The 24,293-nt window shown below is 49.1% G+C and carries 26 protein-coding genes, 3 tRNA genes and 1 other annotated feature; of the genes, 25 read left to right on the top strand and 4 right to left on the bottom strand.

What is annotated here, in order from left to right; all coding sequences use genetic code 11:
- Positions 1–23: 23 nt before the first annotated feature.
- Entirely contained in the window at positions 24–1,421 is a 1,398-nt protein-coding gene (murC, locus tag BN7444_RS00205) for a UDP-N-acetylmuramate--L-alanine ligase (RefSeq protein WP_068454140.1), read from the bottom strand.
- A gap of 68 nt (positions 1,422–1,489) precedes the next feature.
- The gene (gene rpsD, locus BN7444_RS00200; protein WP_068454137.1) at positions 1,490–2,083 is read right to left on the bottom strand and encodes a 30S ribosomal protein S4; all 594 of its coding nucleotides are present in this window, start codon (positions 2,081–2,083) and stop codon (positions 1,490–1,492) included.
- 149 nt (positions 2,084–2,232) lie between these two features.
- Here rpsD and BN7444_RS00195 point away from each other — a divergent pair, with 149 nt between their 5' ends.
- The 11 genes from BN7444_RS00195 (at position 2,233) to BN7444_RS00145 (ending at position 12,018) form a co-directional block, all read left to right on the top strand.
- On the top strand, positions 2,233–3,549 hold the full coding sequence (locus BN7444_RS00195) for an amidohydrolase (RefSeq protein WP_068454134.1): 1,317 nt from the start codon (positions 2,233–2,235) through the stop codon (positions 3,547–3,549).
- A 21-nt stretch (positions 3,550–3,570) separates the two neighbouring features.
- On the top strand, positions 3,571–4,560 hold the full coding sequence (trpS, locus tag BN7444_RS00190) for a tryptophan--tRNA ligase (RefSeq protein ID WP_068454131.1): 990 nt from the start codon (positions 3,571–3,573) through the stop codon (positions 4,558–4,560).
- A gap of 48 nt (positions 4,561–4,608) precedes the next feature.
- Positions 4,609–4,796 (top strand) — a binding site (T-box leader).
- Between the two features lie 31 nt (positions 4,797–4,827).
- Positions 4,828–7,491 (top strand): valine--tRNA ligase, encoded by a 2,664-nt coding sequence (locus BN7444_RS00185; protein WP_068454128.1) that lies wholly within the window; start codon positions 4,828–4,830, stop codon positions 7,489–7,491.
- 114 nt (positions 7,492–7,605) lie between these two features.
- Entirely contained in the window at positions 7,606–8,166 is a 561-nt protein-coding gene (gene amaP / locus BN7444_RS00180; protein WP_068454125.1) for an alkaline shock response membrane anchor protein AmaP, read from the top strand.
- 4 nt (positions 8,167–8,170) lie between these two features.
- Positions 8,171–8,491 carry a DUF2273 domain-containing protein gene (locus BN7444_RS00175; protein WP_068454121.1) on the top strand — a complete coding sequence of 107 codons (321 nt, stop codon included), beginning with the start codon at positions 8,171–8,173 and terminating at the stop codon, positions 8,489–8,491.
- A 16-nt stretch (positions 8,492–8,507) separates the two neighbouring features.
- Entirely contained in the window at positions 8,508–9,017 is a 510-nt protein-coding gene (locus BN7444_RS00170; protein ID WP_082941184.1) for an Asp23/Gls24 family envelope stress response protein, read from the top strand.
- A gap of 192 nt (positions 9,018–9,209) precedes the next feature.
- Positions 9,210–9,671 (top strand): IS200/IS605 family transposase, encoded by a 462-nt coding sequence (gene tnpA, locus BN7444_RS00165; RefSeq protein ID WP_068454118.1) that lies wholly within the window; start codon positions 9,210–9,212, stop codon positions 9,669–9,671.
- Between the two features lie 253 nt (positions 9,672–9,924).
- On the top strand, positions 9,925–10,383 hold the full coding sequence (tnpA, locus tag BN7444_RS00160; RefSeq protein ID WP_068454115.1) for an IS200/IS605 family transposase: 459 nt from the start codon (positions 9,925–9,927) through the stop codon (positions 10,381–10,383).
- Positions 10,384–10,791: 408 nt separating this feature from the next.
- On the top strand, positions 10,792–11,082 hold the full coding sequence (locus BN7444_RS09440) for a methyltransferase family protein (protein WP_245654167.1): 291 nt from the start codon (positions 10,792–10,794) through the stop codon (positions 11,080–11,082).
- Between the two features lie 307 nt (positions 11,083–11,389).
- The gene (locus BN7444_RS00150; RefSeq protein ID WP_068454112.1) at positions 11,390–11,593 is read left to right on the top strand and encodes a helix-turn-helix transcriptional regulator; all 204 of its coding nucleotides are present in this window, start codon (positions 11,390–11,392) and stop codon (positions 11,591–11,593) included.
- An 8-nt stretch (positions 11,594–11,601) separates the two neighbouring features.
- Positions 11,602–12,018 carry a hypothetical protein gene (locus tag BN7444_RS00145; RefSeq protein ID WP_068454109.1) on the top strand — a complete coding sequence of 139 codons (417 nt, stop codon included), beginning with the start codon at positions 11,602–11,604 and terminating at the stop codon, positions 12,016–12,018.
- Between the two features lie 135 nt (positions 12,019–12,153).
- Here the strand turns inward: BN7444_RS00145 and BN7444_RS00140 are convergent, their stop codons facing one another.
- Positions 12,154–12,606 carry a DUF4364 family protein gene (locus BN7444_RS00140; RefSeq protein WP_068454106.1) on the bottom strand — a complete coding sequence of 151 codons (453 nt, stop codon included), beginning with the start codon at positions 12,604–12,606 and terminating at the stop codon, positions 12,154–12,156.
- Between the two features lie 87 nt (positions 12,607–12,693).
- Here BN7444_RS00140 and hpt point away from each other — a divergent pair, with 87 nt between their 5' ends.
- The 12 genes from hpt to BN7444_RS00080 all read left to right on the top strand — a co-directional run bounded on the left by hpt (position 12,694) and on the right by BN7444_RS00080 (position 20,502).
- Positions 12,694–13,215 (top strand): hypoxanthine phosphoribosyltransferase, encoded by a 522-nt coding sequence (gene hpt, locus BN7444_RS00135; RefSeq protein ID WP_068454103.1) that lies wholly within the window; start codon positions 12,694–12,696, stop codon positions 13,213–13,215.
- The gene (locus BN7444_RS00130; RefSeq protein WP_082941183.1) at positions 13,166–14,041 is read left to right on the top strand and encodes a CPBP family intramembrane glutamic endopeptidase; all 876 of its coding nucleotides are present in this window, start codon (positions 13,166–13,168) and stop codon (positions 14,039–14,041) included. Before hpt ends, BN7444_RS00130 begins: the two co-directional genes overlap by 50 nt.
- A 10-nt stretch (positions 14,042–14,051) precedes the next feature.
- Entirely contained in the window at positions 14,052–14,783 is a 732-nt protein-coding gene (locus tag BN7444_RS00125; protein WP_068454097.1) for an SIR2 family NAD-dependent protein deacylase, read from the top strand.
- Positions 14,776–15,504, top strand: coding sequence for a class I SAM-dependent DNA methyltransferase (locus BN7444_RS00120; RefSeq protein WP_068454094.1), 729 nt, complete (start codon positions 14,776–14,778; stop codon positions 15,502–15,504). Before BN7444_RS00125 ends, BN7444_RS00120 begins: the two co-directional genes overlap by 8 nt.
- Before the next feature lie 9 nt (positions 15,505–15,513).
- Positions 15,514–16,404 carry an Hsp33 family molecular chaperone HslO gene (gene hslO, locus BN7444_RS00115; protein ID WP_068454091.1) on the top strand — a complete coding sequence of 297 codons (891 nt, stop codon included), beginning with the start codon at positions 15,514–15,516 and terminating at the stop codon, positions 16,402–16,404.
- An 87-nt stretch (positions 16,405–16,491) separates the two neighbouring features.
- Positions 16,492–16,567: transfer RNA gene (locus tag BN7444_RS00110), tRNA-Phe, on the top strand.
- A 3-nt stretch (positions 16,568–16,570) separates the two neighbouring features.
- Positions 16,571–16,645 (top strand) — tRNA-Gly (locus BN7444_RS00105).
- 56 nt (positions 16,646–16,701) lie between these two features.
- The gene (locus BN7444_RS00100) at positions 16,702–16,965 is read left to right on the top strand and encodes a glycine zipper domain-containing protein (RefSeq protein ID WP_068454088.1); all 264 of its coding nucleotides are present in this window, start codon (positions 16,702–16,704) and stop codon (positions 16,963–16,965) included.
- A 151-nt stretch (positions 16,966–17,116) separates the two neighbouring features.
- The gene (locus tag BN7444_RS00095) at positions 17,117–18,196 is read left to right on the top strand and encodes a glycosyltransferase (protein ID WP_068454085.1); all 1,080 of its coding nucleotides are present in this window, start codon (positions 17,117–17,119) and stop codon (positions 18,194–18,196) included.
- Positions 18,177–18,650 (top strand): DUF4330 family protein, encoded by a 474-nt coding sequence (locus tag BN7444_RS00090; RefSeq protein WP_068454082.1) that lies wholly within the window; start codon positions 18,177–18,179, stop codon positions 18,648–18,650. Before BN7444_RS00095 ends, BN7444_RS00090 begins: the two co-directional genes overlap by 20 nt.
- Positions 18,640–19,116, top strand: a complete 477-nt coding sequence (locus tag BN7444_RS00085) for a DUF4330 family protein (protein WP_068454079.1) — start codon at positions 18,640–18,642, stop codon at positions 19,114–19,116. Before BN7444_RS00090 ends, BN7444_RS00085 begins: the two co-directional genes overlap by 11 nt.
- A gap of 60 nt (positions 19,117–19,176) precedes the next feature.
- Positions 19,177–20,502: an O-antigen ligase family protein gene (locus tag BN7444_RS00080; protein WP_068454076.1), complete on the top strand. Its 1,326-nt coding sequence runs from the start codon at positions 19,177–19,179 to the stop codon at positions 20,500–20,502.
- Positions 20,503–20,628: 126 nt separating this feature from the next.
- Here the strand turns inward: BN7444_RS00080 and BN7444_RS00075 are convergent.
- Positions 20,629–20,702 (bottom strand) — tRNA-Cys (locus tag BN7444_RS00075).
- 150 nt (positions 20,703–20,852) lie between these two features.
- Between BN7444_RS00075 and pheS the strand changes: the two genes are divergently transcribed.
- Together pheS and pheT are read left to right on the top strand one after the other, a co-directional pair.
- Positions 20,853–21,875, top strand: coding sequence for a phenylalanine--tRNA ligase subunit alpha (pheS, locus tag BN7444_RS00070; protein ID WP_068454073.1), 1,023 nt, complete (start codon positions 20,853–20,855; stop codon positions 21,873–21,875).
- 13 nt (positions 21,876–21,888) lie between these two features.
- Positions 21,889–24,282: a phenylalanine--tRNA ligase subunit beta gene (gene pheT, locus BN7444_RS00065; RefSeq protein WP_068454070.1), complete on the top strand. Its 2,394-nt coding sequence runs from the start codon at positions 21,889–21,891 to the stop codon at positions 24,280–24,282.
- Positions 24,283–24,293 lie beyond the last annotated feature (11 nt).

Genomic DNA, 24,293 nt, shown 5'->3' with positions numbered 1-24,293 from the left:
GAGAATGATGAGGCGCTATTTGTTTACGCTTGTTTTGCATCTTCCAAGAAGCGTTCGCCGACGCGATAGATATCGCCGGCGCCCATGGTAAGGATGACGTCGCCGGGGCGGGACTTTTCCTTAATGTAGTCCAGGATTTCGTCCTGCTCGCCGATGTAAATGGCCTGATCGTGATTGGCCTTGACCGCTTCCACTAAAGTCTTGGAATGGATGTCGCCGTAATCTTTTTCTCTCGCCGCGTAAATGTCGGCGATAATGGTTATATCCGATTCCTTGAAGCTGTGGCTGAAGCTGTCCAAGAGAAGCTTCGTGCGCGTGTAGGTGTGGGGCTGGAAGATACAGATCAGCCGATTTTGCACCGTGGGCTTCAAGGCGTGAAGGGTCGATGCGATTTCCGTCGGGTGGTGGGCATAGTCGTCGATGACGCGAATGCCGTCCACTTCGCCTTTATATTCCAAGCGGCGACCGACGCCGTGGTAGCTTAAGACGCCTTTAATGGCATCTTCCACGGGGATGTTGTTTTCCACACAGGCGCTGATGGCGGCCAGAGAATTGGACACATTGTGCAGGCCCATGACTTGCAGTTGAATGGGGGCGATTTTTTCGCCGCGAATGTACAGGTCGTAATGGGGGCGCCCGGTGTGGGGGTCGATGACCAGATTCCGCGCTTCGTAATCGGCCTCACCCTTGTGGCTGAAGGTGACGATGCGGCCCTTGGTGGCTTCTTTCATGCTATAGGCGTAGTCGTCGTCTTTGTTTAAAATCAAGAGGTCGTCTTCGCCCAAATTGCCGGCGTAGGCGCGGAAGGTTTCGAGGATGTGGTCGATATTATCGAAGAAGTCCAGATGGTCTTCGTCGATGTTTAAAATAATCGCCGTGGAGGGGAAGTATTTCAGCACATTGGCCCGATACTCGCAGGCTTCCGTGAGGAAAAAATCCCCGGTGCCGATGCGCACATTGCCGCTGATTTCGCCGAGATTGCCGCCCACCATAATGGTAGGGGAGATGGGCTCGTCTTTAATGGCCGTGGCGATCATGGAGGTGGTGGTCGTCTTGCCGTGGGTGCCGGAGACGGCGATGGAGACGTGGAAATTTCTCATGACGGCACCCAAGAAGGTGGCACGGTCGATGACGTCGATTTTTTTCGCCACCGCCGCCCGATACTCGGGATTGTCCATTTGAATGGCGTCGGTATAGACGACGAGATCCGCATCTTCGATTTGCGCGGGGTCGTGATCTTCGTAGACGGTGATGCCCAATTCTTCCAGGTGCTTCGTAATGGGCGATGCCTTTCGATCGCTGCCGGAGATGGTGTAACCTTTTGAAAGCATTAATGCCGCGAGGCCGGACATACTGATGCCGCCGATGCCGATAAAGTGGATATGGTGATAATCCTTTGTTCCAAATTGGAATTGAAACATGCTTACCTCACTTCCTGGTAGTTATTTATGAAACGACAATAAAAAAATTGCGGAAGAACCGCAATTTCTTATTTTCCGGAATAGAATTCGACGATCAATTGGTCTTCGATTTCAATCGGGATATCTTCACGAGCGGGTTCGGAGCTTAAGGTAGCCCGATTGTTTTTTTCCTTCGTGATGTAGGGATAAGAGTTGACGAAATTGGTTTCAAAGTTTTCTTTGAACATGTCAACTTTGCGGCCGCGGTCACTTAAGGAAATCACGTCGCCGACTTGGACTTGGTAAGAAGGAATGTTGATCTTCTTGCCGTTGACGTGAATGTGACCGTGGGTAACCATTTGTCTTGCTTGACGAATGGAGGATGCAAAACCCATACGATACGTTAAATTATCTAAGCGGACTTCTAAGCGCTTAACCAATGCAGGACCGGTTTCTTCGCCTGCTTTTTGGGCGTCGAGGACGTAGCGATAGAATTGTTTTTCCATCACGCCGTAGTACGCTCTCAGTCTTTGTTTTTCCAACAATTGCTTCCCGTATTCGGTTAACTTCTTGTCGGAACGAGCCGTGCCTCTGCCGGCGCGGTTCATCGCCTTCGGATGTCCACATACGTTAAGACCTAATCTTCTGGATTGTTTAAATCTAGGTCCCATCATTTTTGCCATTGTCTTCACTCCTAAATTATAATTTGCCGCGATAATTTAGAACCTCTAGCATTATACAAGATAATAGGCGCCTTGTAAAGGAAAAAAAGGGCATATACCGCTTTTTTATCCCTTGTGCTATACTGAAACAAGACTGAAGAGGAGGGCTTATGCATTTCATTTTTCAAGACACGCAATATATCGACGTGGTGGCCGGAAAGGTCATGGAACACAAAGATATTGAAATTAAAGACGGAAAGATCGCGACCATCGCCGAAAGCGGCAGCCTAACAAGCGGGGAGATCATCGACGGCCGGGATCTGTTGCTCGTGCCGGGCTTTATTAACGCCCACACCCACTTGGGCATGAGCTATTTCAGAAATTATGCCGACGACATGGACCTAAACACCTGGCTCACCACGGCTATTTGGCCTCTGGAGGCTCATTTGACCCGCGACGATATTTACTGGGCCAGCATGCTTTCCATGGCGGAAGGCATTATGTCCGGAACCACGACGTTCTGCGACATGTATTACGAGCTGGATCGGGTGGCCGATGCGGCGGTGGCCATCGGCATGCGCGGCCTTTTGACCCGCGGCCTCACGGACATCGACGGCGGCGGGGATGAGAAGTTGGAAGAAGCCCGCATGCTTTATGTCAGCAGCCACGGCAAGGGCGACGGCCTTATGGAAGTAGCGCCGGCACCCCACGCGATTTATACCTGCAGCGGCGATTACATTAAGCAGATTATCGAACTGGCCGGCGAAATGGACGGCGTGCTCCACACCCACCTGTCCGAATCGAAAAAGGAAATGGAAGATGCCGAGGCCCTCTACGGCACCACGCCCATTCAATACATGTGGGGCCTGGGTCTGGACAAGGTCCACACCATCGCCGCCCACTGCGTCCACATGACGGAAGAGGATATGGATTTGGTGGATCCCGAGAAATTTTTCCCGGTACACAATCCCTCCAGCAATTTAAAATTGGCAAGCGGCATCGCCCCCATACAAAAAATGATGGACAAGGGCCTTACCGTGGCCTTGGGCACCGACGGGGACAGCTCCAACAACAATCAAAACATGTTGGAAGAAATGCACATAGCCAGCCTCTTAGCCAAGGGCGTCAGCTACGATCCCGAGGTATTAAAGGCGGAAGACGTGCTGCGCATGGCCACCATTAACGGGGCGAAGGCATTGGCGAAGGAAGATGAGATCGGCTCCATCGAAGAAGGAAAGCTCGCAGACATTACCTGCTTTAATTTAAATTCTCCGAGCTTTACGCCGAAAAATAATTTAATCAGCGCCCTGTGCTATTCGGCTCAGGCGGAAGATGTGAAACACGTCTTAATCGGCGGCGAATTTGTCTTAAAAGACCGTCGATTGACGAAAGTGGATCTGGACGAGATTCGCGAGACCGTCGAGAAGAAATTTAAAGAGCTCTTGGACCGAAAAGCCCTGAGCGACGAAATGAAAGGCGACCGTTAGGCCGCGGAAAGTGAGGAAATTTTGGATAAAAAAGTCGTTTACTCCGCCATACAACCTTCCGGTAGTTTAACCATCGGCAATTACCTGGGTGCCCTCAGCAATTTTTCCGATTTGCAGGAAGAGTACCAATGCATCTATTGCGTCGCCAATATGCACGCCATTACCGTGCCTCAAAAGCCCGCCGATTTAAGAAAGCGCACCTTGGACTTAATCGCCCTCTACGTGGCTTGCGGCGTGGATCCCGATGAATCCATTTTATATATTCAATCCCAAGTGCCCGAGCACACGGAGCTGGCTTGGGTATTAAACACCATTACTTCCATCGGCCAGTTAAACCGCATGACGCAGTTTAAGGACAAGTCCCAAAAACAAAAGGAAGTCTATGCCGGCCTCTTAAACTATCCCGTGCTTATGGTGGCGGATATCCTTCTCTATCAATCGGCATTCGTGCCAGTGGGGGAAGACCAAAGGCAACACATCGAGCTCACTCGTGACATCGCCGAGCGGTTCAACACCCGTTACTCGCCGACCTTCACCATTCCCGATATTATGGCGCCGAAGGTGGGTGCGCGGATCATGAGCTTGCAGGACCCCACGTCAAAGATGAGCAAGTCCGATCCCGATGAAAACGCCTTTATTTTAATTCTCGACGAGCCCGATGTGATTCGCAGAAAAATCAAGCGGGCGGTCACCGACTCCAAGGCCACCATCGCCTACACCGACGAGCAGCCGGGGGTCAAGAACCTGTTGGACATTTACTCGTCCTTTAAACACATCAGCCCCGAAGATGCGGAGCGGGAATTTAAATCCGCAGGCTACGGCGAATTGAAAGAGTGCGTAGCGGAAGCGGTAGTGGAAGGTTTGGCACCGGTGCAAGAGCGCTTCCACGCCATTCGCGGCGACAAGGATGAGCTGGAGGCCATTTGCAGAGAGGGAGCGGAAAAAGCATCCTACTTGGCACAGAAGACCCTGAGAAAAGTCTATCGGAAAGTGGGATTGGTTCAGTTTTAAACAAGACTTGACTTATGACAGAAAACTTTCTATAATTAAGCCAACTTTATCGAGTGAAGGAAGAGTAGATTGTCCCTGGTCTTTAGAGAGGTCGCGTGTGGTGGAAGCGATCGGCGAAGCAATCGAAGGTCGCCTTCATTTTCTTTCGCGAGAGCGAAACGGCGTCCCGTCGTTATGGGGAAGAAGTGCCGTAGCAATACGGAATAAAGGTGGTACCGCGGAATCTCGTCCTTTTCAGGACGAGATTTTTTTGTTTCAGGAGGAATTATGAACAGTATGCAGAAGACTTATGATCCCAAGGATTTTGAATCGCGCATCTATGCCGATTGGATGGACAAAGGCGAATTTACGCCGGATCGCGACAAAGACAAGGCGCAGGGCAAGAAACCTTTCACCATCGTTATGCCGCCGCCGAATGTCACGGGGAATTTACACATGGGTCACGCCATGAACAATACCTTGCAGGATATTTTGATTCGTTTTAAACGCATGAGGGGCTACAGTGCCCTGTGGATTCCCGGCACGGACCACGCCTCCATTTCCACGGAAGTGAAGGTCGTGGAGAAGCTTCGCAACGAAGGCAAGTCCAAAGACAGCCTGGGCCGCGAAAAATTCCTGGAAGCCGCTTGGGCATGGACGGAAGAATATGGCGGCAATATTAACAATCAATTAAAGAAGCTGGGCGTCTCCTGCGACTGGTCCAGAGAGCGCTTTACATTAGATGAAGGCCTTTCCCATGCCGTGGAAGAAATGTTTATCCGCCTCTATAACAAAGGCCTGGTCTATCAAGGAGACCGCATCATCAACTGGTGCCCCCACGACAAGACCGCCCTTTCCGATGCGGAAGTGGAACACAAGGAGCAGGAAGGCCATATGTGGACTTTCCGCTATCCCATCGACGGTGAAGACGACGCCATTATGATTTCCACGACCCGTCCGGAAACCATTCCCGGCGACTTGGCCATTGCCGTCAATCCGGAAGATGAACGATACAAAGACTACATCGGCAAGCACGCCGTGATCCCCGTCATCGAACGGAAGATCCCCATTCTCGCCGACAGCTATGTGGATTCGGAATTCGGTACCGGCGCCGTAAAGATCACGCCCTCCCACGACCCTAACGACTTTGAAGTAGGGGCACGCCATGATCTTGGCCAACTTTTAATTATGGACGAAGAAGCCCGCCTCAACGAAAACGCAGGTAAGTATGCTGGATTAATGCGCGAAGAAGCGCGCAAAGCCATCGTCAAGGACTTCGACGAAGGCGGCTATTTGGTGCAGATCGACGATCACCACAATGCCGTAGGCCACTGCGAGCGATGCAAGACCGTTATCGAGCCCATGCTGTCCAAGCAATGGTTCGTCGCCATGGAAGAGCTTGCCAAGCCCGCCTTGGAAGCTTATGAAAAGGGCGATCTGCACTTCGTGCCGGAACGCTTCGGCAAGATCTACACTCACTGGCTCGAAAACATTCGCGACTGGTGCATCTCCAGACAATTGTGGTGGGGCCATCGCCTGCCCGTTTACTACTGCGACGATTGCGGCGAAGTCATGGTTTCCAAGGAAGCCGTTCATACCTGCAGCGCCTGCGGAGGCAAAAACATCCGTCAAGACGAAGACACCCTGGACACCTGGTTCAGCTCCGCCCTGTGGCCCTTCTCCACCATGGGCTGGCCGGATTCTACGCCGGATTTGGATTACTACTATCCCACCGATGTCCTGATCACGGGCTATGATATTATTTTCTTCTGGGTCATCCGCATGGTCTTTTCCGCTTTGGAAATTACCGAGGAACTGCCCTTTACCGACGTCTACCTCACCGGCCTCATTCGCGACGAGCAGGGACGGAAAATGTCCAAGAGCTTGGGCAATGGCATCGATCCCTTGGAAGTCATCGACCAATACGGCGCCGACGCCCTGCGCCTCACCTTGGTCACGGGCAACAGCCCCGGCAACGACATGCGCTTCAGCTACAAGCGGGTGGAAAGCAATCGCAACTTCTGCAATAAATTGTGGAACGCATCCCGCTTCGTGCTCATGAACCTGCCGGAGGATTTCTACGGCGCCAAGGTCATGGAAGATAAATTGCACACGGAAGATCGCTGGATCTTGACCCGCGTGGATGAAACCATTGCCGAGGTTCAGGAAAAAATCGAAAAATACGATATCGGCATGGCGGCGGAAGTGGTACACGACTTTATTTGGGACGAGTACTGCGACTGGTACATCGAAATGGTCAAACCCCGCCTCTATGGCGACGACGTGGAAGACAGAGAAGTGGTTTACGGCGTGCTCCTCGACGTGCTGGAAAAGATTTTGAAGATGCTTCATCCCTTTATGCCCTTTATCACGGAAGAAATTTATGCCTTCCTGCCCTCTACGGAAGGGGATCTTATCGTCAGCGACTGGCCGGAATGCGGCGTCTATAAATATCATGATGATGTGGAAAAAATTTCCGTCCTTCGGGAAGCTATTCGCGGCATTCGCAACGCCAAGGCGGAAATGGACATCGAGCCCTTCAGAAAGAGCAAGCTCTATCTCTTAACCGAGGACGACGCCCGTGCGGACGTCTACGACGAATTAAAAGATCACTTCGCCAATTTGGCCAACTGCACATCCATCGAGCGAATTGGCAATCGCGACGCTGTATCCGACGACGTCATCTCCGTGGTCGTAGAAAAAGCGGAACTCTTCCTGCCCATGAAAGATTTGGTGGATTACGACAAGGAAGCCCAACGGTTGAAAAAAGACATGGAAAAGACGCAGTCTGAAATCGAACGGGCGGAAAAGAAGCTCGCCAACGAAAGCTTCGTCAGTAAGGCCAAGCCCGAAGTCGTAGAAAAAGAACGGGAAAAACTGGCCATGTACAAGGAAAATCTGAAGAACCTAAAAGAACGTGCCGCCTTCGTGGAAAAACAATTAGGCGAATAAGTTTTTCAGAAGGACAATTTAGAGAGAGTTTGTGCATAATCAGCATCCCTTTCGGGTAGAAATGTAAGGAAAGATGAATCATGGGATTCAACAGCGTGTAAGGGAGGCGTATTTGTGAGAAAAAGCAAAAAGGCCATGGATATTGTCGTGGCCCTGGTACTTCTCGTCTTTTCCTGCGTCTGCTTCTTTTCTTTCTACGGAAACACCGTGGGGCTCCGCACCTGGCAAGAGGCCTTGCTGCCGATTTTAAATCAGGAATGGGGATTTTATGTCTTTGCCGTTTTGGCGGCACTGACCGCCGTTTACGGCTTGTTCCTTTTCCTGCGCTCTTTAATCGTCAAGACCCGGGAAAGAAGTATTCGCTTGAAGCGTGACGACGGCGAGGTCTATTTGACGGAATCTTCCGTGCGATCCGTTGTGGACTGCACGGTGAGAGGCTTTCATCAATTGTCTCGTCCGGAAGTCGCCGTGTACATTCGCGGCGGCAAGGAGCCGACGATTAAATCGAAAATTGCCTGCGGCGTCAAGGACTTGGAGGATTTACAGGTCCTGGCCGATGCCATTCAAAAGAATGTGCGGGACAATTTAGAAAACTACGTGGGCTTCCCCGTGGGGGATGTAGAAGTCACCTTCACCGAACCCGGTGAGGCAAAGGCAGAACAGATAGCGGGGTGAGGCTATGCAACTATTTACACAGGATGAACAGCAACAATTTCATTACCTGGGCGAATACGACATTGTCCCGAAACAGGTGCCTCAAGTGACCGGCGGGCCTTCCGTGGACCGGCCGAGAAGAAATATTTTTGCATCGCCTCTTTTGAAGCGTTACAAAAAAACCGCCATAGGCATGGCGGCGGGTTTGATTCTCGGAGTGTTGTTTATTACCCTGGGTTTTTTCAAAACCCTGCTTCTCGCTATTTTAATCGCCGCGGGTTTCGTGGTCGGAGGCTTCTTCGACGGCAATCCCGTGGTGCTTAAGTTTTTAGATTCCATCGGCTAAGAGAAAGGATCGGATTATGACAAACGAAAATATGAACGCAAAAGAAATGAACGAAGCTTTAAAGTCTACGCCGGAAATTCCCGGTGAAGAAGCCAAAGAAGTAGAACACAAGGACTCCTTGATCTTTAACAATTCCGTCGTAGAAAAAATCGTCTCCCTGGCCGCCCGTGAAATTAAGGGCGTCTTGGATTTAAAGGGCGGGATTATATCGGGCATTACGGAAAGCTTCGGCGCATCCAACGATACTAAAGGTGTGGACGCCACCATCAACGGAAAAGAAGTGGTGCTGGACGTCAAAATGCTTTTGGAATTCGGTCAATCGGCTCCCCGTATCTTTGAAGAATTAAAAGAGTACACGGAAAAACAACTGAAGCTCATGACCGGCTTGGATGTCGTCGAATTAAATGTAGAAATCGTCGACGTCATGACGCGAAAAGATTTCGAAGAAAAGAAACAAAAGAGCCTGACCAATCAAGTCGCCGGTCAAGTCACCGGAAACAAACAAGATTACAATCGCCAATGGTAATGACCGATTTGGTTGAAGATAATTTTTAATGGATGCCGAGTTTTTCGGCATCTATTTTTGTGCGCTTTAGCATGAATAAACCACCAGCTATGCTGGTGGTAGGCATAAAAAGCTTTAGCTTCAAGTAAAAAAAGAACCTCCTATGATAAAATTATTGTGTTATCGGCAATAAAATATCAAGGAGGTATCCATATGGATAAGAACAGCTTAGCACATACAAGTTGGAATTGTAAGTATCATATTGTGTTTGCGCCAAAATATAGGCGGCAGGTTATATACGGGAAATTGAAACAAGACATAGGAAAAACATTAAGAGACCTATGCGAGAGAAAAGGAATAAATATAATCGAAGCGGAATGTTGTCCGGATCATATACATATGCTGCTGGAAATTCCACCGAAATATAGTGTATCTCAAATCATGGGATACTTAAAAGGGAAAAGTAGCTTAATCATTTTTGATAGACACGCAAATCTGAAGTACAAATATGGAAATAGGCATTTCTGGTGTAGAGGGTACTACGTCGATACTGCGGGAAAAAATGCGAAAAAAATTCAAGAATACATCAAAAACCAATTGGAAGAAGATTATATGGCGGATCAGATAAGCATGAAGGAATTCATCGATCCGTTTACGGGTCAGCAGGTCAAATAAAGTATGAGAACAGGCGCTTTAGCGCCAACTGAGGAATTGTTGCAAGAGGAAGAAATTCAGAGCACGAGAGTGCTGCCGGTAACAGCCCCTTATAGGGGCATGACAAACCACCGGCTAAGCCGGTGGTTCTGATTGCATTAGAAAACCCCCGGTTAGACCGGGGGTTCCGTTTAGCTTTAGCGATAATTACCCGTTATTTCCAGCGTGATATGATGAGAGAGGTCTGCCAACCAATCACAATCAGGAGGAAATAATGACATCACTAAATCACACCCATAGTTTATCACACACAAAATGGAATTGTAAGTATCATGTAGTGTTTGCTCCGAAATATAGGCGAAAAGTATTTTATGGATCGAAGCGCTTAGAAATAGGCGCGATTTTACGCGAGTTATGTAGTTGGAAAGGTGTAAACATAATCGAGGCGGAAGTATGTCCGGATCACGTTCATATGTTACTAGAGATCCCACCCAAACTATCTGTATCTTCATTCATGGGCTTTCTAAAAGGGAAGAGCAGTATCATGATCTATGAACGATGGGGAGATATGAAATTTAAATATAGGGGAAGGCAGTTTTGGTGCCGAGGCTATTACGTTGATACAGCGGGGAAAAACGCTAAAAAGATTCAAGAGTATATACAAAACCAGTTGAAAGAGGATCAAATAAGCGAACAACTAACCTTCGACACGACGAACCCCTTCAAGGGGTAGCCGAGTAACGTCAGCACGGGCAGACCACCGACGCCCTTCAGGCGCAGCTAGTAATGCAGGCCCTTTGGGCCGAAAAAGTAAAACCCCCGGCTACGCCGGGGGATGTTTATTTTATGCTTCTTCGGAAATTTTCATATATAATGGTTCTGATAAAAAGTATCATAAAAGCATATGCCATTTGCGCAAGTTTTCGGAGGAGATAATGAGAGAAAAGGATTTTAAAATGCCTACCTTCGGCGTCGGTCCGATTTATGTTTTCATCTGTTTCTGCCTTACCGTGGCGGGAATATTATTAAATCATCATGGGTTTTTAAGCGTGGGACTCTGCACGCGGGGAAAAGTTTTTTCAAAGTCGCCGGAATCCTCTCTGTCCTTTTCGGTGCGAGGCTGTGGATCGCGGCGGTGCTCGTGGAGAAAATCAATCTTAAAGTGCGGGAGACGAAGCTAATTACCACCGGCATCTACGGGGTGGTGCGAAATCCCGTCTACTCCGCTTTTCTTTTTGTATTCACCGGCGCCTTGCTCTTTGAAGCCAATTTTCTCTTGCTCCTTTTGCCAATCGTCTATTGGGGCTTTTTAACGCTGCTGATGAAAAAAACGGAAGAGAAATGGTTGCTGCGCGAGTTCGGCGAGGAGTATGCCGTCTACTGCAGGGAAGTGAATCGGGTGATTCCGTGGTTTCCGAAAAGAAAGTCATGATATTGAAAAAATAATCCCCGGTCGAACCGGAGGCTTAACAATGGAAAGAAAAAACATTTAATGAATCGTTTATTCGCGTAAGCAAATGTCATGGTAAGGCCCAGTAAAGATAGAGTAATACGGATGAGCAGAGTAAGAAAAACGGAGGTTGAAAAATTCGGCATCCGTTTTTTCTAAGTCCATCAATTCGACGAAGTTTGCTTTAAGTGGGGATAGTATTTACAGGAAAGGAAGTTTGTGGTACTATTTATAGTACAAACATTGTACTATAAATAGTACAGCGACACCGATTCGAAGAGGATGAGGTATGGAAGTAGAAATAGAAAACAGAATACGCGAATTTAGGAAAGAAAAGCATCTTTCGCAGCAGAAATTGGCCCAAGCTGTGGGGTTAAAGCGTCGCTCTATTATGGCCTATGAAAATAACACCATCAGCCCCACCCTGGAGACCGCCTATAAAATCGCGAAAGTACTGGAGAAAGAGCTCACTGATGTATTCATTTTTAAATAGGAGGGACGATGGGCTTATTATTTAATGACAATGAGGCAATAAAAAAAGAAGTCGAAGAAAAATTCGGCGCTCAGGCGAAGTATCTTTTTGCAATGAAACATAATGGGCCGGTGAAATCGACACTAAAGCTTTTTTTACTCGATGGACTTTATGCGTACGAAGCAAATAGAACCTTTGTCCTCGTCTTCGATAAAAAGGGCATTTTTGAAAAGGAAATTTCGAACTCAGACAAAACGGAATTTTACCTTTACCCGGAAAGTGAAATAGAAAAATTCGAGGTCCATCGCGAGGCGAAAAAAGCTACGATTGATTTTCTTCATATCGGAAAGTCGATTGCTTATGAAATACCATTTCGTGGACGCTTTTTTTCGGAGAACGAAGATCGATTCAATGGACTGGAGAAGGCAAACTGGCAGCAAATTTAAAAGGCAGGAATTTATTAATTGAAAATAATAAAAAAGACGAGAGGAGCATTAGAGTGCCCAAACGATGGATCATGAAATCCAACTTTATGGGATCACTCAAATATCCCTTCGTCTTTTTAAATGAACACAAAGGCATTAACTATTTAAACGTCGAATTAATTCCTCCACCAGCTCGCCGTCATCTTCATTTTCAAAGCTTATTTTGAAGGCATCCTTCGACAGAGCCAAAGAGAAAACCAGCTCGTCGTCTAACCGTTTTTGGTAGACGGTAAAATTCCCTTCGTTGTAGACGGCATAGGTGGCCAAGCCCTCTTTCTCTTCGTGAGGAACGGAAGGGACCTCGTCGCCGAACATGGCGAGGACATCTTTTCCTTCGTCGGTTAATGTAAGCGTGTCTTCTGATTCGTCGATGAGAGCGGCATCGGCCAGTTCGCTCATGTATTGGCACAGAAAGAAGTAATTCATGCGCCCTTCTTGTAACACGGCGTCGTAAAAATCTTTTCGCGCCACTGCGCCGCCCATGGCCTTCATGGAAGAGAGCAGGTAAAGTTTATCCGCCGCCAATGTGTGTAATGTTTCTTTTTTCATCCTATCACCTATAAGAATTATAACACCGAAGGAGAAAAGATGGGTCGTATAATGATATAATGGTGAGACAATATAAAGGAGGATCCCATGGAAAAGAAAGAATTGGTTTTGTATTCGAGAGAGGCCATCGCCCGTCGCGTAGAAGAATTGGCGAAAGAAGTGGATGCCGCATACGGCGGGAAAGAGATCGTGGTCATCGGTTTGTTGCGGGGAAGCTTTGTCTTTTGCTCGGACCTGGTTCGCGAGATGAAAAGCAAAATGGAAATCGACTTTATGACCACGTCCAGTTACGAAAACAACGAATCCTCTTCCGGGGACGTGAAGGTCTTCGGCGATCTGCGCTGTGACGTCAAGGGGAGAGACGTGTTGATCGTCGACGATATTATCGACACGGGCCACACCTTGCAGACGGTGACGGAGGCGATTAAGAAAATGGAACCGGCGTCGGTGAAATCCGTGGTCATGTTGGACAAGCCGTCCCGCAGAGAAGTGGATTTTTCCGCGGACTTTACGGGCTTTACCATCGACGACGTCTTTATTGTGGGCTATGGATTGAATTATGGGCCGTACTACAGAAACAAACCCTATATCTACACCTACGAAGATTAATTCCATCGGCCTGCTCTGGTGGTGTGTCCTGGCGGGCATTCTGTTTCTTTTGCTGGGGCCGATTTTTTCCCGCTCCGATCCGTTGCTCGGCATCGTGTTGACGGAGGCCGTGGCGATTTTCGCGCCTGCTCTTTTCTTCAGAAGAAATTTTCCGTCGAAAACGAATAAGGGAATGGGGTTAGGCGAGGCGGCGCTCTTAACCGTGGCCGTTTTTCCCATTATCCTCGTGATCAACGGTATTTTTTTAGATGCCCTGAGCCGCATTACCCTTTTGGAAAATCAGAATTTGGATCTCCTCCGTGGCGACGTGGGGCTCTTTAAACAGATTCTCACCATGGCATTGGCACCGGCGATTATGGAAGAATTCTTTTTTCGCGGCGTGTTGTGCGAGCGATTTTCCCGTCGCAGTCCGCGAGGCGCCGTGGTTTTGTCGGCGGCACTTTTCGCCCTCTTCCACTTCGAGGCGCAAAACAGCCTGGCGCCTTTTCTCTTCGGATTGGTTCTGGGATACATCTACCTTTACGGCGGCTTAAAGGCCTGTATTTTTTCCCACTTTCTCTATAATTTTTCGTCCATTCTGTTTATTCACTTCTTTAACGAACGATGGATCGCTTCCTTTTCAAAGACCGGGTTCGTGTTGGGATTGGGGGGCATCAAAAACGCCACCACTGTACTCCTTCTTTTGGTTAGTGCCTTGGGTGTGGCGTTGATTTTGCGCGCCTCCATGAAGCGACCCCTGCCTCGGGGCAGAAACGTGTTGCGACGAAAAGAATGGATTCCCGTGGCCGTGCTGGCAATTATTTACGTGATTCAATTAATGGTATAGGAGGTCGATGATGGATAAATTAACAAAAGCCACAGAGATATTAAAAAAAGCAAATTACGCCGTCTGTTTGACCGGCGCCGGTATTTCGACGGAGTCGGGAATTCCCGATTTCAGAAGCGACCGGGGCTACTACACCAATTTTGTCCCGGAAGACGCCCTGTCCGTCGGCGTGCTGGAAAGCGATCCGGAACGCTTCTACAAAGAAGGCTACACGATTTTAAAGGACCTGGAGGGCAAAAAGCCCAATCCCGGTCACGTGGCTCTGGCGAAAATGCAGGAAAAAGGCTTCATTCGCGAAATCATTACGCAAAACATCGACGATCTTCATCAGGCGGCGGGGGCGAAGCGTGTGCTTCAAGTTCACGGCGACGCGTCTACGGCACAGTGCGTGCGTTGCAGCTATATGGAAGACTTCAAGGCCTTCGACGAGCGGGTGCAATCGGGAGAAATTCCGCCCATTTGCCCGAGATGCGGCGGCGTCTTGCGAACCAATGTGGTGCTTTTCGGCGATGCCATGCCCCAAGCCTTTGACGATGCCATAAAGGCCACGGAAAAAGCCGACACCATGATCGTCGTGGGCAGCTCCCTCAAGGTCATGCCCGTGGCTCATCTGCCCCGAATGGTGGAGCATCTCATCATCATCAACAAGGGATCCACGCCCTACGATCACATGGCGGATGTGGTCTTCGACGGGGAAGCTTCCTCGATTTTAACGGAACTGGAGAAGCGGCTCAGTGAATGAATACGAAGCCTTCAGCCTGATCTATGACGCCGTCATGGCCAATTACGACTATGACGAGGCCTTTCGCTGGGTAAAAGAAATTGTAGGCGAAGGGGACCGCTTTGAAATTTTGGAAATGGCCATGGGCACGGGAAAGCTCGCCGAAAAACTGACGGCGCTGGGTAATGTCACCGGCTTCGACCGCTCCGAAGAGATGTTGATGCAGGCCTATCAGCGGCTTTACAAGAATCCCCGGGCCAAGTGGACGAAGATGGACCTGAGAGATTTTTCCTTCAGCAAGCCCTTCGACCTGATCCTCTGCCTTTGCGACGGGCTCAATTATCTGCCGTGCGAGGCGGATCTTTTAGCATGCTTTAAACGGGTGCGTGCCCATTTAAAAGACGGGGGACGGTTTCTCTTTGACTTAAACACCGCCGCCCGCTTTCGGGAATATGGCGATCTGAAGGAAATTCGCGACGAAGAGGGCTACTTCTTAACTTGGGAAAATCACTTCGACGGCCGGGTGAATCGCTACGCCATTACCGCCTTTTTGGAAGAAGAGGACGGGGCATACGAGCGCTTCGACGAGGTCCACGAAGAATATGTCTACGAGGAAGAAACCGTGAGACGATGTTTAAAAGAAGCGGGCATGAAGGTGCTCGCCATCTACGACGGCTATAGTTTTTCTCCCGCCACGCCGCAATCGAAGCGGATCAGTTATGTGGCGGGAATCGATGAATAAAGGAGTGTTATGACCGATACATGTATCCGTGCAATCAATGAAAAGGGAACGATCAAAGTAAGCGTGGCCACGGCTACGGCCCTGGTGGAAACCGCACGCATTACCCATCAAACCTCGGCCACGGCTACGGCGGCTTTGGGCAGAAGCTTAATCGCCGGGCTCTTGATCCGGAACAAATTAAAGGGCGAAGACGAGTCCATGACCATGATCGTGGACGGCTCTGGCCCCTTGGGACGAATCGTCGTTACCGGACAAAACAATGGCCACATTAAAGGCTATGTGGATCACCCTCGTGCGGATCTTCCCACCAGGGAAAGCGACGGCAAGCTGGACGTCGGCGCCGCCGTGGGCCTGCCCGGCACCTTGACCGTCACCATGGACCTGGGGATGCGCGAGCCCTATACGGGAAAAGTCGCCCTCGTTAGCGGCGAAATCGGCGAAGACGTGGCGCAGTATTTGTATCAATCCGAGCAGATTCCCTCGGCGGTAGGCCTGGGCGTCTCCGTGGATACGGATTTAAGCGTCAAGCACGCCGGCGGTTTTATCATCGAAGTCATGCCCGGCGCCGACAGCGACGAGATCGATCACCTGGAAAAAACATTGAGAGGCGTCAAGTCCGTGACGGAGCTTTTGGAACAGGGGCTGGATACGGAAGGGCTTTTACACGCCCTCTTGCCTGGTTACGAATTGAAAATTTTAAGGGAGACGCCCATCGCCTATGTTTGCGAATGCTCCAAGGAGAAAGTGGCGGATTCCATCGCTGCCCTGCCTGATTTCGAGATTCGCGAAATGATCGAAGAAGATCACGGCTGCGAAGCCAGCTGCCATTTCTGCAATCGCCGGTATCACTTCGACGAGGCGGAACTGGAGGCCATGCTTTCGGCTCACGAGGCGGAATAGGGAATGAATTTTTGATTCACGCGTAAAAATTCTTGACAGAACCGTAAAGTTTCTGTAAGATAGAAAAAGGTTGTCGCTGACGACCTTGCCCAGATAGCTCAGTCGGTAGAGCAGCAGACTGAAAATCTGCGTGTCGCTGGTTCGATTCCGGCTCTGGGCACCACTTGCGGAAGTGGCTCAGTGGTAGAGCATCGCCTTGCCAAGGCGAGGGTCGCGAGTTCGAATCTCGTCTTCCGCTCCAAGCTCGGTTTATACCGGGCTTTTTTCTTGCTCAAATTTGTGATAAGGAGGCCCTCAATGAAAATCATCAGAATCCTTTTGCCGCTCATACTAATCGGCATAACGGTTATTTACACGATTCAAAGAAGTAAGAAGTTGCAGGATTCGGAGGATAAAAGTGAAGAGGAGAGAGCCGAGGATCATATGGCCGAGGGCATGGCCATCGGCATGGGCCTGGGTACGGCGGTGGGAGTCGCCTTGGGCGCGGAAAACCTGGCCATCGGAACGTCCATCGGCATGTTGTTAGGCATGATCGTCGGGATGAATGTGAAAGGTGAATAGCTCCGGGCCGTAAAATTACTCCAGATTCAACACCTGCCGGAAACGGATCCTCGAAGCTTGAGAAAATTGACTTTTGTTTTCTCGATTGCTAAAATCATTTTTGAAACATTGGATAAAAACGAGTGCGTAACGAAGGATGAAAGATGATCATATGAAAGTTTTACATATTTTAAACTATGTCGGCAGAGGCGGCAGTGAAAGTTACATCAAGAACCTCGTTAATACAAAGAATCCTTCCATTACCCATGAACTCGTCTATAATATCGACGGAAACGGCCTGAGCGAGTTTAAGGAAATCGGAATGAAAGCCACTCAGATTTCCATGAACTCCTCTTTAGATTTAAGGGCCGCCATTAAAATTAAACATTATGTAAAAGAAAATCATGTCGATCTCGTGCATACGCACTTTATGCGTGAAAACGGCATTGCTTTTTTAAGTTCACTTTTAGGTATGAAGGCTCCGATCATCAATACGCGGCATATGGTGTCGGTGATTAATAAAAATGCGGCTGTACTCAACCGTTTGTTTTTTACGAGAAACCATTCTATTTTTGCCGTCAGCTCCATCGTCAGAGAAAAGCTTATTGAAGAAGGCGTTCATCCTGAAAAGATCATTACGCTTCCCCCGCCTTTTCCCCTCATAGAATCCGACGAAGCCGTCGAAAAGCCCGAAGGGGAAAAGTGGATTCTTTCTGTGGGAAGATTATCGGAAGAAAAGGGACCTCTATTTTTTATCGATGCATTAGAGGTTCTTTTTCACGAAGTGGACAATGTCAAGGCGCTTATTATAGGTAACGGCCGCCTGGAAGAAGAAACTCGAAAGAGAATCGAAAAATACCACTTGGAAGATAAAATCGTGATGCTGGGTTACAATCCCAAACCCTATCATTATTTGAAATCTGCGGATCTTTACGTCAATCATTCTCGAGAAGAGGCATTCGGCCTTTCCGTCGTCGAGGCGGCTCAATGTAAGGCGCCTTTATTAATTACGCAAAATTGCGGGGCGTCGGATTATTTTAATGAGGAGAACGAAAGCGCTCTAACCTATCCTTTTGGCGACAAGAGAGCCTTAGCGAAAAAAGCATCGGCAATTTTGGAAGATCCCGATTTGCGGGAGACGCTCGTCAACAATGCGGAGCACATCGTCACCGATGTCATCAATCGAGAGGCGATTATAGCAAAGATCGAAAAAACATATGAAGGAGCAATTCATGGCAACAAAAAAGCTTAAACTGTTAGATATTTTATTTATTCTTCTCCTTGTCGCCTTCCTCGTCATTATCGTGCGTCATAAAACCATGGTCCAAGGCGGTGCAACCGGGAGCAACGGCATCATAACTATCGAATCTGATGAAATTGAAACCGCAAGTACGGAAGCCATTAAAGAAGGCGATGTATGTATCGACAAACGGCGCAACAACACCATTGGTACCGTGGCGTCTTATTCCGTAGGCAAACCCATCGATAATCCCTCATCGGAATACAAAGGAACGGAAGATGGGCGAGGGGAAGGAAATAATTTCAGATCCCTTCGAATAAACGTAGCTACGCGGGCGAAGGTCGGTAACGACGGAATCTATATCAACGGCACAAAGTGCCTTCTCGGCGAAGAACTGACTTTTACCGTGGGAGACTTGCAAGTTCACGGAAAAATAAAAAACATTGAGGTAGAAAATGAAGAATAAGATAAGACTATTTGATATTCTCATCGTCGTCGCGTGCATCGCTTCGGTCGTTCTCTTTGCAAACAAGATAAACATCGCGGAAGGGCGTACTTCGGCAAAAGGAGGCGAAAAGGAGGCGGATCTTACGATTGTCGTGCCTTTTTTGGAAAAAGAAATAGCTGATAAGATAGAAGTCGGCACCCCCTTTAATGATGTTCAACAGTCCATAACTCTGGGCACGATCGAATCGGTAGATAGAGCGCCCTTAGACGACGAGGACTTCACCTTTAACGGCAAGACCCTTTCCGTGGATAAGGATCTTTATGACAAAGTGACCATTCATGTAAAAGCGAAAGGCACGCCGACAGAAAAAGGTATCCTCATCGGCGAGACGAATTACTTTGTAGGTCAGTCCAATGCATACAGCGCCGGCATCGTTATGCTGGATCAAATCAGAATCTCTAAAATCCAATACTCGGGTGATTAAATGGAGCATATCATTCAACGGTTTAGGAGTAATTTAGGATACAATCCATGGGAAGACTCGATGATTCGAAAGGGACTCGCGACTCTTTACGGACAATTAGAGGGCAAAATTCAAAAGCTTTTGCAGTGGCTTGCAAACCATAGTTTACTTTTCAGTCTGCTGGCCCTGCTTTCAAAACACATCCCTATTGTCATGGGCGTGGGCCTTGTCTTATGTAGCGTGATCCCCGATAATTTGTGGTCCAATCTATACCTTATTCCCATGGCCTTCGGCCTTTGGATTCTCGGACTGATGAACGGAGAGGGGAAGGCGAAGCGATCTTTCGAAGATTTCTTCGTCTTATTTATGATCACCATCGCCCTGGCGACGGTATTTTCAATTCACCCCGCCCTGAGCTTGCCTTATGGGTTATTGTACGGCGCAGTTTTCGTAATTTTTTCCGTATTCATCAATCGGATCAGATCCGGGGAGGATCTTTTAAAAGTGGTGATCGCCTTAGCTTTTGCAGCGCTAATGGTGAGCATTTACGGAATTTTACAAAAACACGTCATCGGCGTATCGGTTAATTTATCCCAGACGGATATCAGCATTAGTCAGGAATTAAGCGGCAGAGTTTACAGCACCCTCGGAAATCCCAATATATTAGGCGAGTTCTATCTTCTCGTCCTTCCCTTAGTCGTGGGACTTTTCCTGGTTCACGATAAAAAAGGCGTCAAGGCGTTGGCGGCCATGACGCTTTTGCTCTCATTGTATGTCTTATTGGCCACGGGTTCCCGCTCGGCTTGGGGCTCCTTTGCCTTCGGCATGGCGGTGTTTATCGCGCTGTATAAACCGCGATGGCTGCCGATCTTTTTGATGATGGGGCTGATTTCGTTTTTCTTTATGCCCCAAACGATTCAAGTGCGTGTCATGTCGATTTTTAACAAAAACGACTCTTCCCTCGGATACCGCCGCATGATTTACGAGGCGGCGTCGTTGATGAAAGGGGACTACCAATGGGTAGGCGGCGTGGGACTTGGCGGCGACATTTTTCAGAAGGTCTTCGAAAGCTACAAAGTAGAAGAACTGACGACTGTCGCTCATAGCCATAATCTATATCTGCAGCTGGCCATCGAGGCGGGCATGTTTTCCGTTATCTTTTTATTATCGTATATGGCAAAAACCGTTTTAAAGGCAATTTCGAGCTTTGCCCAAATCAAAAGCGGGGAAGAGGGCAAGATAAAGATTCTTCAGATCGCCTGCATCTCTTCTTTCGCCGGTTTCTTTTTAATGAGTTTTGTAGATTATACTTGGTTCTACTTCAGGATTATCGTCTTGTTTTTTGCCGTCGTGGGAATCTTATCGAATCTCAATGATATCATCGCGCAAACAGATAAAGCTGAATAACAAACAGCCCCGGCATCGCTGCGGGCTGTTATTTATTTTAAAGGGAAAAATCTCTTTCGCCAAAAAAGAAGAAGGGATTTTCTTAAAACCGGCAATAAAAAAACCGCCGAGCTTTCTCGACGGTTTTGGAGGCGACACCCGGACTTGAACCGGGGATAAGGGTGTTGCAGACCCGCGCCTTACCACTTGGCTATGTCGCCTTACGTATTGACTATGTCAGTATAACATAGACTTTAATGAATGGCAAGGCGGATATTTTCGCCATAGAAATTGCCTCGGAAAGCCTTATAGATCAATATTCTATGGTATAATGAACCATTAGATCAGAGCACATACCGAAGGGGGTACTTATGAAAGAGCTGCTTGAAAAATTACAATCCGACGCCATGTCGGCCATCGACGACTCGGCGGTCATCGACGATTTGGAAAAAATTCGTCTGCAATATTTAGGTAAAAAAGGCGAGTTGACGCAAATCTTAAAAGGCCTGGGTAAATTGCCTAAAGAAGAACGCCCCGTCGTGGGAAGTTATGCCAACGAGGTCAGGGAAATTCTGCAGGCAAAGCTCGATGAAAAAATCGTCAGCTTAAAAGAAAGCGTCTACGAAGCGCGCATGGAAGATGAATACTTAGACGTGACCTTGGATGCGGGAAAACTGCGCGTCGGTCACCGCCATCCTCTCTTAAAGACCAAGGAGGAATTGGAAGATCTCTTTGTGGAAATGGGCTTTACCGTCGTGGACGGTCCGGAAATCGAAAGTGTCGAAAACAATTTCGACGCATTGAATTCGCCGAAGAACCACCCGTCTCGCGATAAGAGCGACACTTTCTACATCGACGACAAGACCTTGCTGCGCACCCATACATCGCCTATGCAAATCCGCGCCATGAAAGAGTACGGCGCGCCCCTTCGCATCGTCAGCAGCGGTCGAGTCTTCCGCTTCGACGACGTGGACGACACCCACTCGCCCATGTTCCATCAATTTGAAGGTTTGGTCGTGGACAAGGGCGTGAGCTTGGCCAATTTAATCGACACATTGAATGTCTTCGTCAAGGAAATGTTCGGCGACGATATGCAAATCAGATACCGTCCCCATAACTTCCCCTTTACGGAACCTTCCACGGAAGTCGACGTCACCTGCCTCGTTTGCCACGGGGAAGGCTGCCCCGCCTGCAATCACACGGGTTGGAGCATGGAATTGTTGGGCGCCGGCGTCGTTCACCCCAACGTCCTCAGAAACTGCGGCATCGATCCGGACGTTTACAGCGGCTTCGCATTCGGCATGGGCATCGACCGTATCGCCATGGTGAAATACGGCATTACGGACATTCGCCTCATGTTTGAAAACGACGACCGTTTCTTGTCTCAATTCTAGGAGGTGCTGAAGGATGTTTTTACCTAAATCATGGCTTGAAAAATACGTAGAGCTCCCCGGCGACACGCGGAGCATGTGCGACGAAATTACCGCCACGGGCAATCACGTGGAATCCATTATCGATCGCAGTGCAGGTCTCGAAGGCGTGGTCGTGGGAAAAATTTTAAAAATCGAACCCCATCCCGATGCGGATAAATTAGTGGTCTGCCAAATCGACGTAGGCGGCGAAGTGAAACAAATTTTAACCGCCGCTAAGAATGTCTTTGAAGGGGCCGTGGTCCCCGTAGCCTTGGACGGCGCAAAGTTGGCAGGCGGTTTGGAAATTAAAAAGACGAAGATGCGCGGCCTTCCCAGTGAGGGCATGATGTGCTCTTTGGAAGAAGTGGGCTTGGACACCTCCGTCATTCCCAAGGACGCTCGCGACGGCATTCATATTTTGCCGGAAGACACCCCTTTGGGCAGCGACTACACCAAGGTGCTGGAGCTGGACAAGGAAGTCATCGAGCTTGAAATCACGCCGAATCGCCCGGACTGCTTAAGCGTTCGCGGCATGGCTATCGAAACGGCGGCTTCCACGGGCAGTGCCCTGAAACAACAGAGTGTCACCGTCACGGAAGACAGCGACGTGTCCATGAAAGACGCCTTTAACGGCCTCAATGTGGAAACGGAACATGCGCCGCGCTTTTATCTGCGCATGCTCACGGATGTAGAGGTTAAACCTTCGCCTCAATGGATGCAAAACGACTTAATGGCCGCCGGCGTGCGCCCCATTAACAATATCGTCGACTTAACCAACTACGTCATGTTGGAATTCGGTCAACCCCTTCACGCCTACGACCTGGAGCACTTGAACGGCAAGGAAATCCACGTGCGCATGGCGAAGGACAATGAAAAGATGCACACCTTGGACGGCAACGAACATATTTTGTGCGAAGACGACATCGTCATCGCAGACAGAGACGGCATTATCGGTCTCGCCGGCGTCATGGGCGGCGACATTTCAGGCGTGAGCGAAAAGACTACGACGGTTATCTTGGAAGGCGCCAATTTTGAAGCCGATCACATTCGCAAGACCTCCAAGCGCCAAAGCTTGCGCTCGGAAGCGTCCAGCCGCTTTGAAAAAGGCTTGGATCCCAACACGGCGAAAGAAGCCGTGGACCGCGTCTGCGAGCTGGCCGTGGAAATCGGCGCGGCAAAAGTGGCCAAGGGCTGCTTCGATCACTACCCGAAGGAAGTCACGCCCTGGACTGTCGATGCCAAAGTGAGCCGCATTAACGCCCTCCTGGGCACGGATATTTCCGGCGAAGGCATGGTTAAGATTTTGGAATCTCTTTTGATTCCCACCACCATCGACGGCGACGATCTGCGCGCCACGATCCCCACCTTCAGAGGCGACCTGCATATTTGGGAAGACTTGGCGGAAGAAGTGGGACGGATTTACGGCTTCGGCAACATTACGCCTCAACCCTTAAAGGGCACTTTGACCCGCGGGGGCAAGAGCTTGTTCCGCCGGGTACAAAAGAGCGCAGAACAAGTGCTTCTTGCCGCCGGCTTCGACGAATTTATGACCTATTCCTTCATGGGTCCCTCCGCTTTCGACCGGATTCAATTGGCGGCAGACGATCCTTTGAGAGAAGCGGTAAAAATTTCCAATCCCCTGGGCGAAGAGTACTCCATTATGCGGACCACCCTTCTTCCCAATATGTTGGATATTTTCGTGAAGAACATGAGCTACAAAAACCCTTCGGCTTACGGCTTTGAATTCGGCAATGTGTTCTCCGTGGACAAAGACGCCGACGGCCTACCTAAGGAATACATGAAGCTCGCCGTCGGTTTCTACGGCGAAGAAGATTTCTACTACCTGAAGAAGACCGTGGCTACCGTTTTGAAACGCTTAGGTATCGAAGGGGTGCGCTTCGTGCAAGTACAAGACTTCCCTCTGTTCCACAAGGGACGCCAAGCGGAAGTTTATATCGAAGAGGAATGCATCGGTCGATTCGGCTGCATTCACCCGAAGGCTCAAGCAGACCTGGGCATGAAACAGCCCGTCTACATGGCCGAGCTGGACTTCTCGAAAATCGTGCCCATGGCGAAGGACATCATTACCTACAAGCCCATCGCCCGCTTCCCCTCCATCGAACGGGATCTGGCCTTTATCGTGGACAAGAAGCTTCCGGCACAGGATTTGCTGGACTATGTGGAAAGAGAAGGAGGCGAACTTTTGGAATCCGTAGCTGTCTTTGATGTCTACTTCGGCAAGGGCATCGAAGATGGAAAGAAGAGTATTGCGCTGAAGCTGGCTTTCCGCCACGCCGAGCGCACGCTTAAGGAATCGGAAATCGCCCATATTGTGGACGGCATTATCGAAGGAATCGAAGAGAAGTTTGACGCCAAATTACGATCTTAATAAGAGGTGTG

The organism is Peptoniphilus pacaensis (assembly GCF_900088125.1).
Lineage (GTDB): Bacteria > Bacillota > Clostridia > Tissierellales > Peptoniphilaceae > Aedoeadaptatus > Aedoeadaptatus pacaensis.
Note: the sequence above shows the minus strand (reverse complement) of the source record. Positions and strands in the feature narration are given on the sequence as shown.

What these genes read in the sequence shown, in the direction of transcription:
- BN7444_RS00170 (WP_082941184.1), top strand. Translation starts at nt 8,508, where the DNA reads ATGACAAACGAAAATATGAACGCAAAAGAAATGAACGAAGCTTTAAAG.
- BN7444_RS00100 (WP_068454088.1), top strand. Translation starts at nt 16,702, where the DNA reads ATGAAAATCATCAGAATCCTTTTGCCGCTCATACTAATCGGCATAACG.
- BN7444_RS00175 (WP_068454121.1), top strand. Translation starts at nt 8,171, where the DNA reads ATGCAACTATTTACACAGGATGAACAGCAACAATTTCATTACCTGGGC.
- tnpA (WP_068454118.1), top strand. Translation starts at nt 9,210, where the DNA reads ATGGATAAGAACAGCTTAGCACATACAAGTTGGAATTGTAAGTATCAT.
- BN7444_RS00150 (WP_068454112.1), top strand. Translation starts at nt 11,390, where the DNA reads ATGGAAGTAGAAATAGAAAACAGAATACGCGAATTTAGGAAAGAAAAG.
- rpsD (WP_068454137.1), bottom strand. Translation starts at nt 2,083, where the DNA reads ATGGCAAAAATGATGGGACCTAGATTTAAACAATCCAGAAGATTAGGT.
- BN7444_RS00095 (WP_068454085.1), top strand. Translation starts at nt 17,117, where the DNA reads ATGAAAGTTTTACATATTTTAAACTATGTCGGCAGAGGCGGCAGTGAA.
- pheT (WP_068454070.1), top strand. Translation starts at nt 21,889, where the DNA reads ATGTTTTTACCTAAATCATGGCTTGAAAAATACGTAGAGCTCCCCGGC.
- BN7444_RS00125 (WP_068454097.1), top strand. Translation starts at nt 14,052, where the DNA reads ATGGATAAATTAACAAAAGCCACAGAGATATTAAAAAAAGCAAATTAC.
- BN7444_RS00140 (WP_068454106.1), bottom strand. Translation starts at nt 12,606, where the DNA reads ATGAAAAAAGAAACATTACACACATTGGCGGCGGATAAACTTTACCTG.
- hpt (WP_068454103.1), top strand. Translation starts at nt 12,694, where the DNA reads ATGGAAAAGAAAGAATTGGTTTTGTATTCGAGAGAGGCCATCGCCCGT.
- BN7444_RS00080 (WP_068454076.1), top strand. Translation starts at nt 19,177, where the DNA reads ATGATTCGAAAGGGACTCGCGACTCTTTACGGACAATTAGAGGGCAAA.
- tnpA (WP_068454115.1), top strand. Translation starts at nt 9,925, where the DNA reads ATGACATCACTAAATCACACCCATAGTTTATCACACACAAAATGGAAT.
- BN7444_RS00195 (WP_068454134.1), top strand. Translation starts at nt 2,233, where the DNA reads ATGCATTTCATTTTTCAAGACACGCAATATATCGACGTGGTGGCCGGA.
- BN7444_RS00085 (WP_068454079.1), top strand. Translation starts at nt 18,640, where the DNA reads ATGAAGAATAAGATAAGACTATTTGATATTCTCATCGTCGTCGCGTGC.
- pheS (WP_068454073.1), top strand. Translation starts at nt 20,853, where the DNA reads ATGAAAGAGCTGCTTGAAAAATTACAATCCGACGCCATGTCGGCCATC.
- murC (WP_068454140.1), bottom strand. Translation starts at nt 1,421, where the DNA reads ATGTTTCAATTCCAATTTGGAACAAAGGATTATCACCATATCCACTTT.
- hslO (WP_068454091.1), top strand. Translation starts at nt 15,514, where the DNA reads ATGACCGATACATGTATCCGTGCAATCAATGAAAAGGGAACGATCAAA.
- BN7444_RS00145 (WP_068454109.1), top strand. Translation starts at nt 11,602, where the DNA reads ATGGGCTTATTATTTAATGACAATGAGGCAATAAAAAAAGAAGTCGAA.
- BN7444_RS00090 (WP_068454082.1), top strand. Translation starts at nt 18,177, where the DNA reads ATGGCAACAAAAAAGCTTAAACTGTTAGATATTTTATTTATTCTTCTC.
- BN7444_RS00185 (WP_068454128.1), top strand. Translation starts at nt 4,828, where the DNA reads ATGAACAGTATGCAGAAGACTTATGATCCCAAGGATTTTGAATCGCGC.
- BN7444_RS00130 (WP_082941183.1), top strand. Translation starts at nt 13,166, where the DNA reads ATGGGCCGTACTACAGAAACAAACCCTATATCTACACCTACGAAGATT.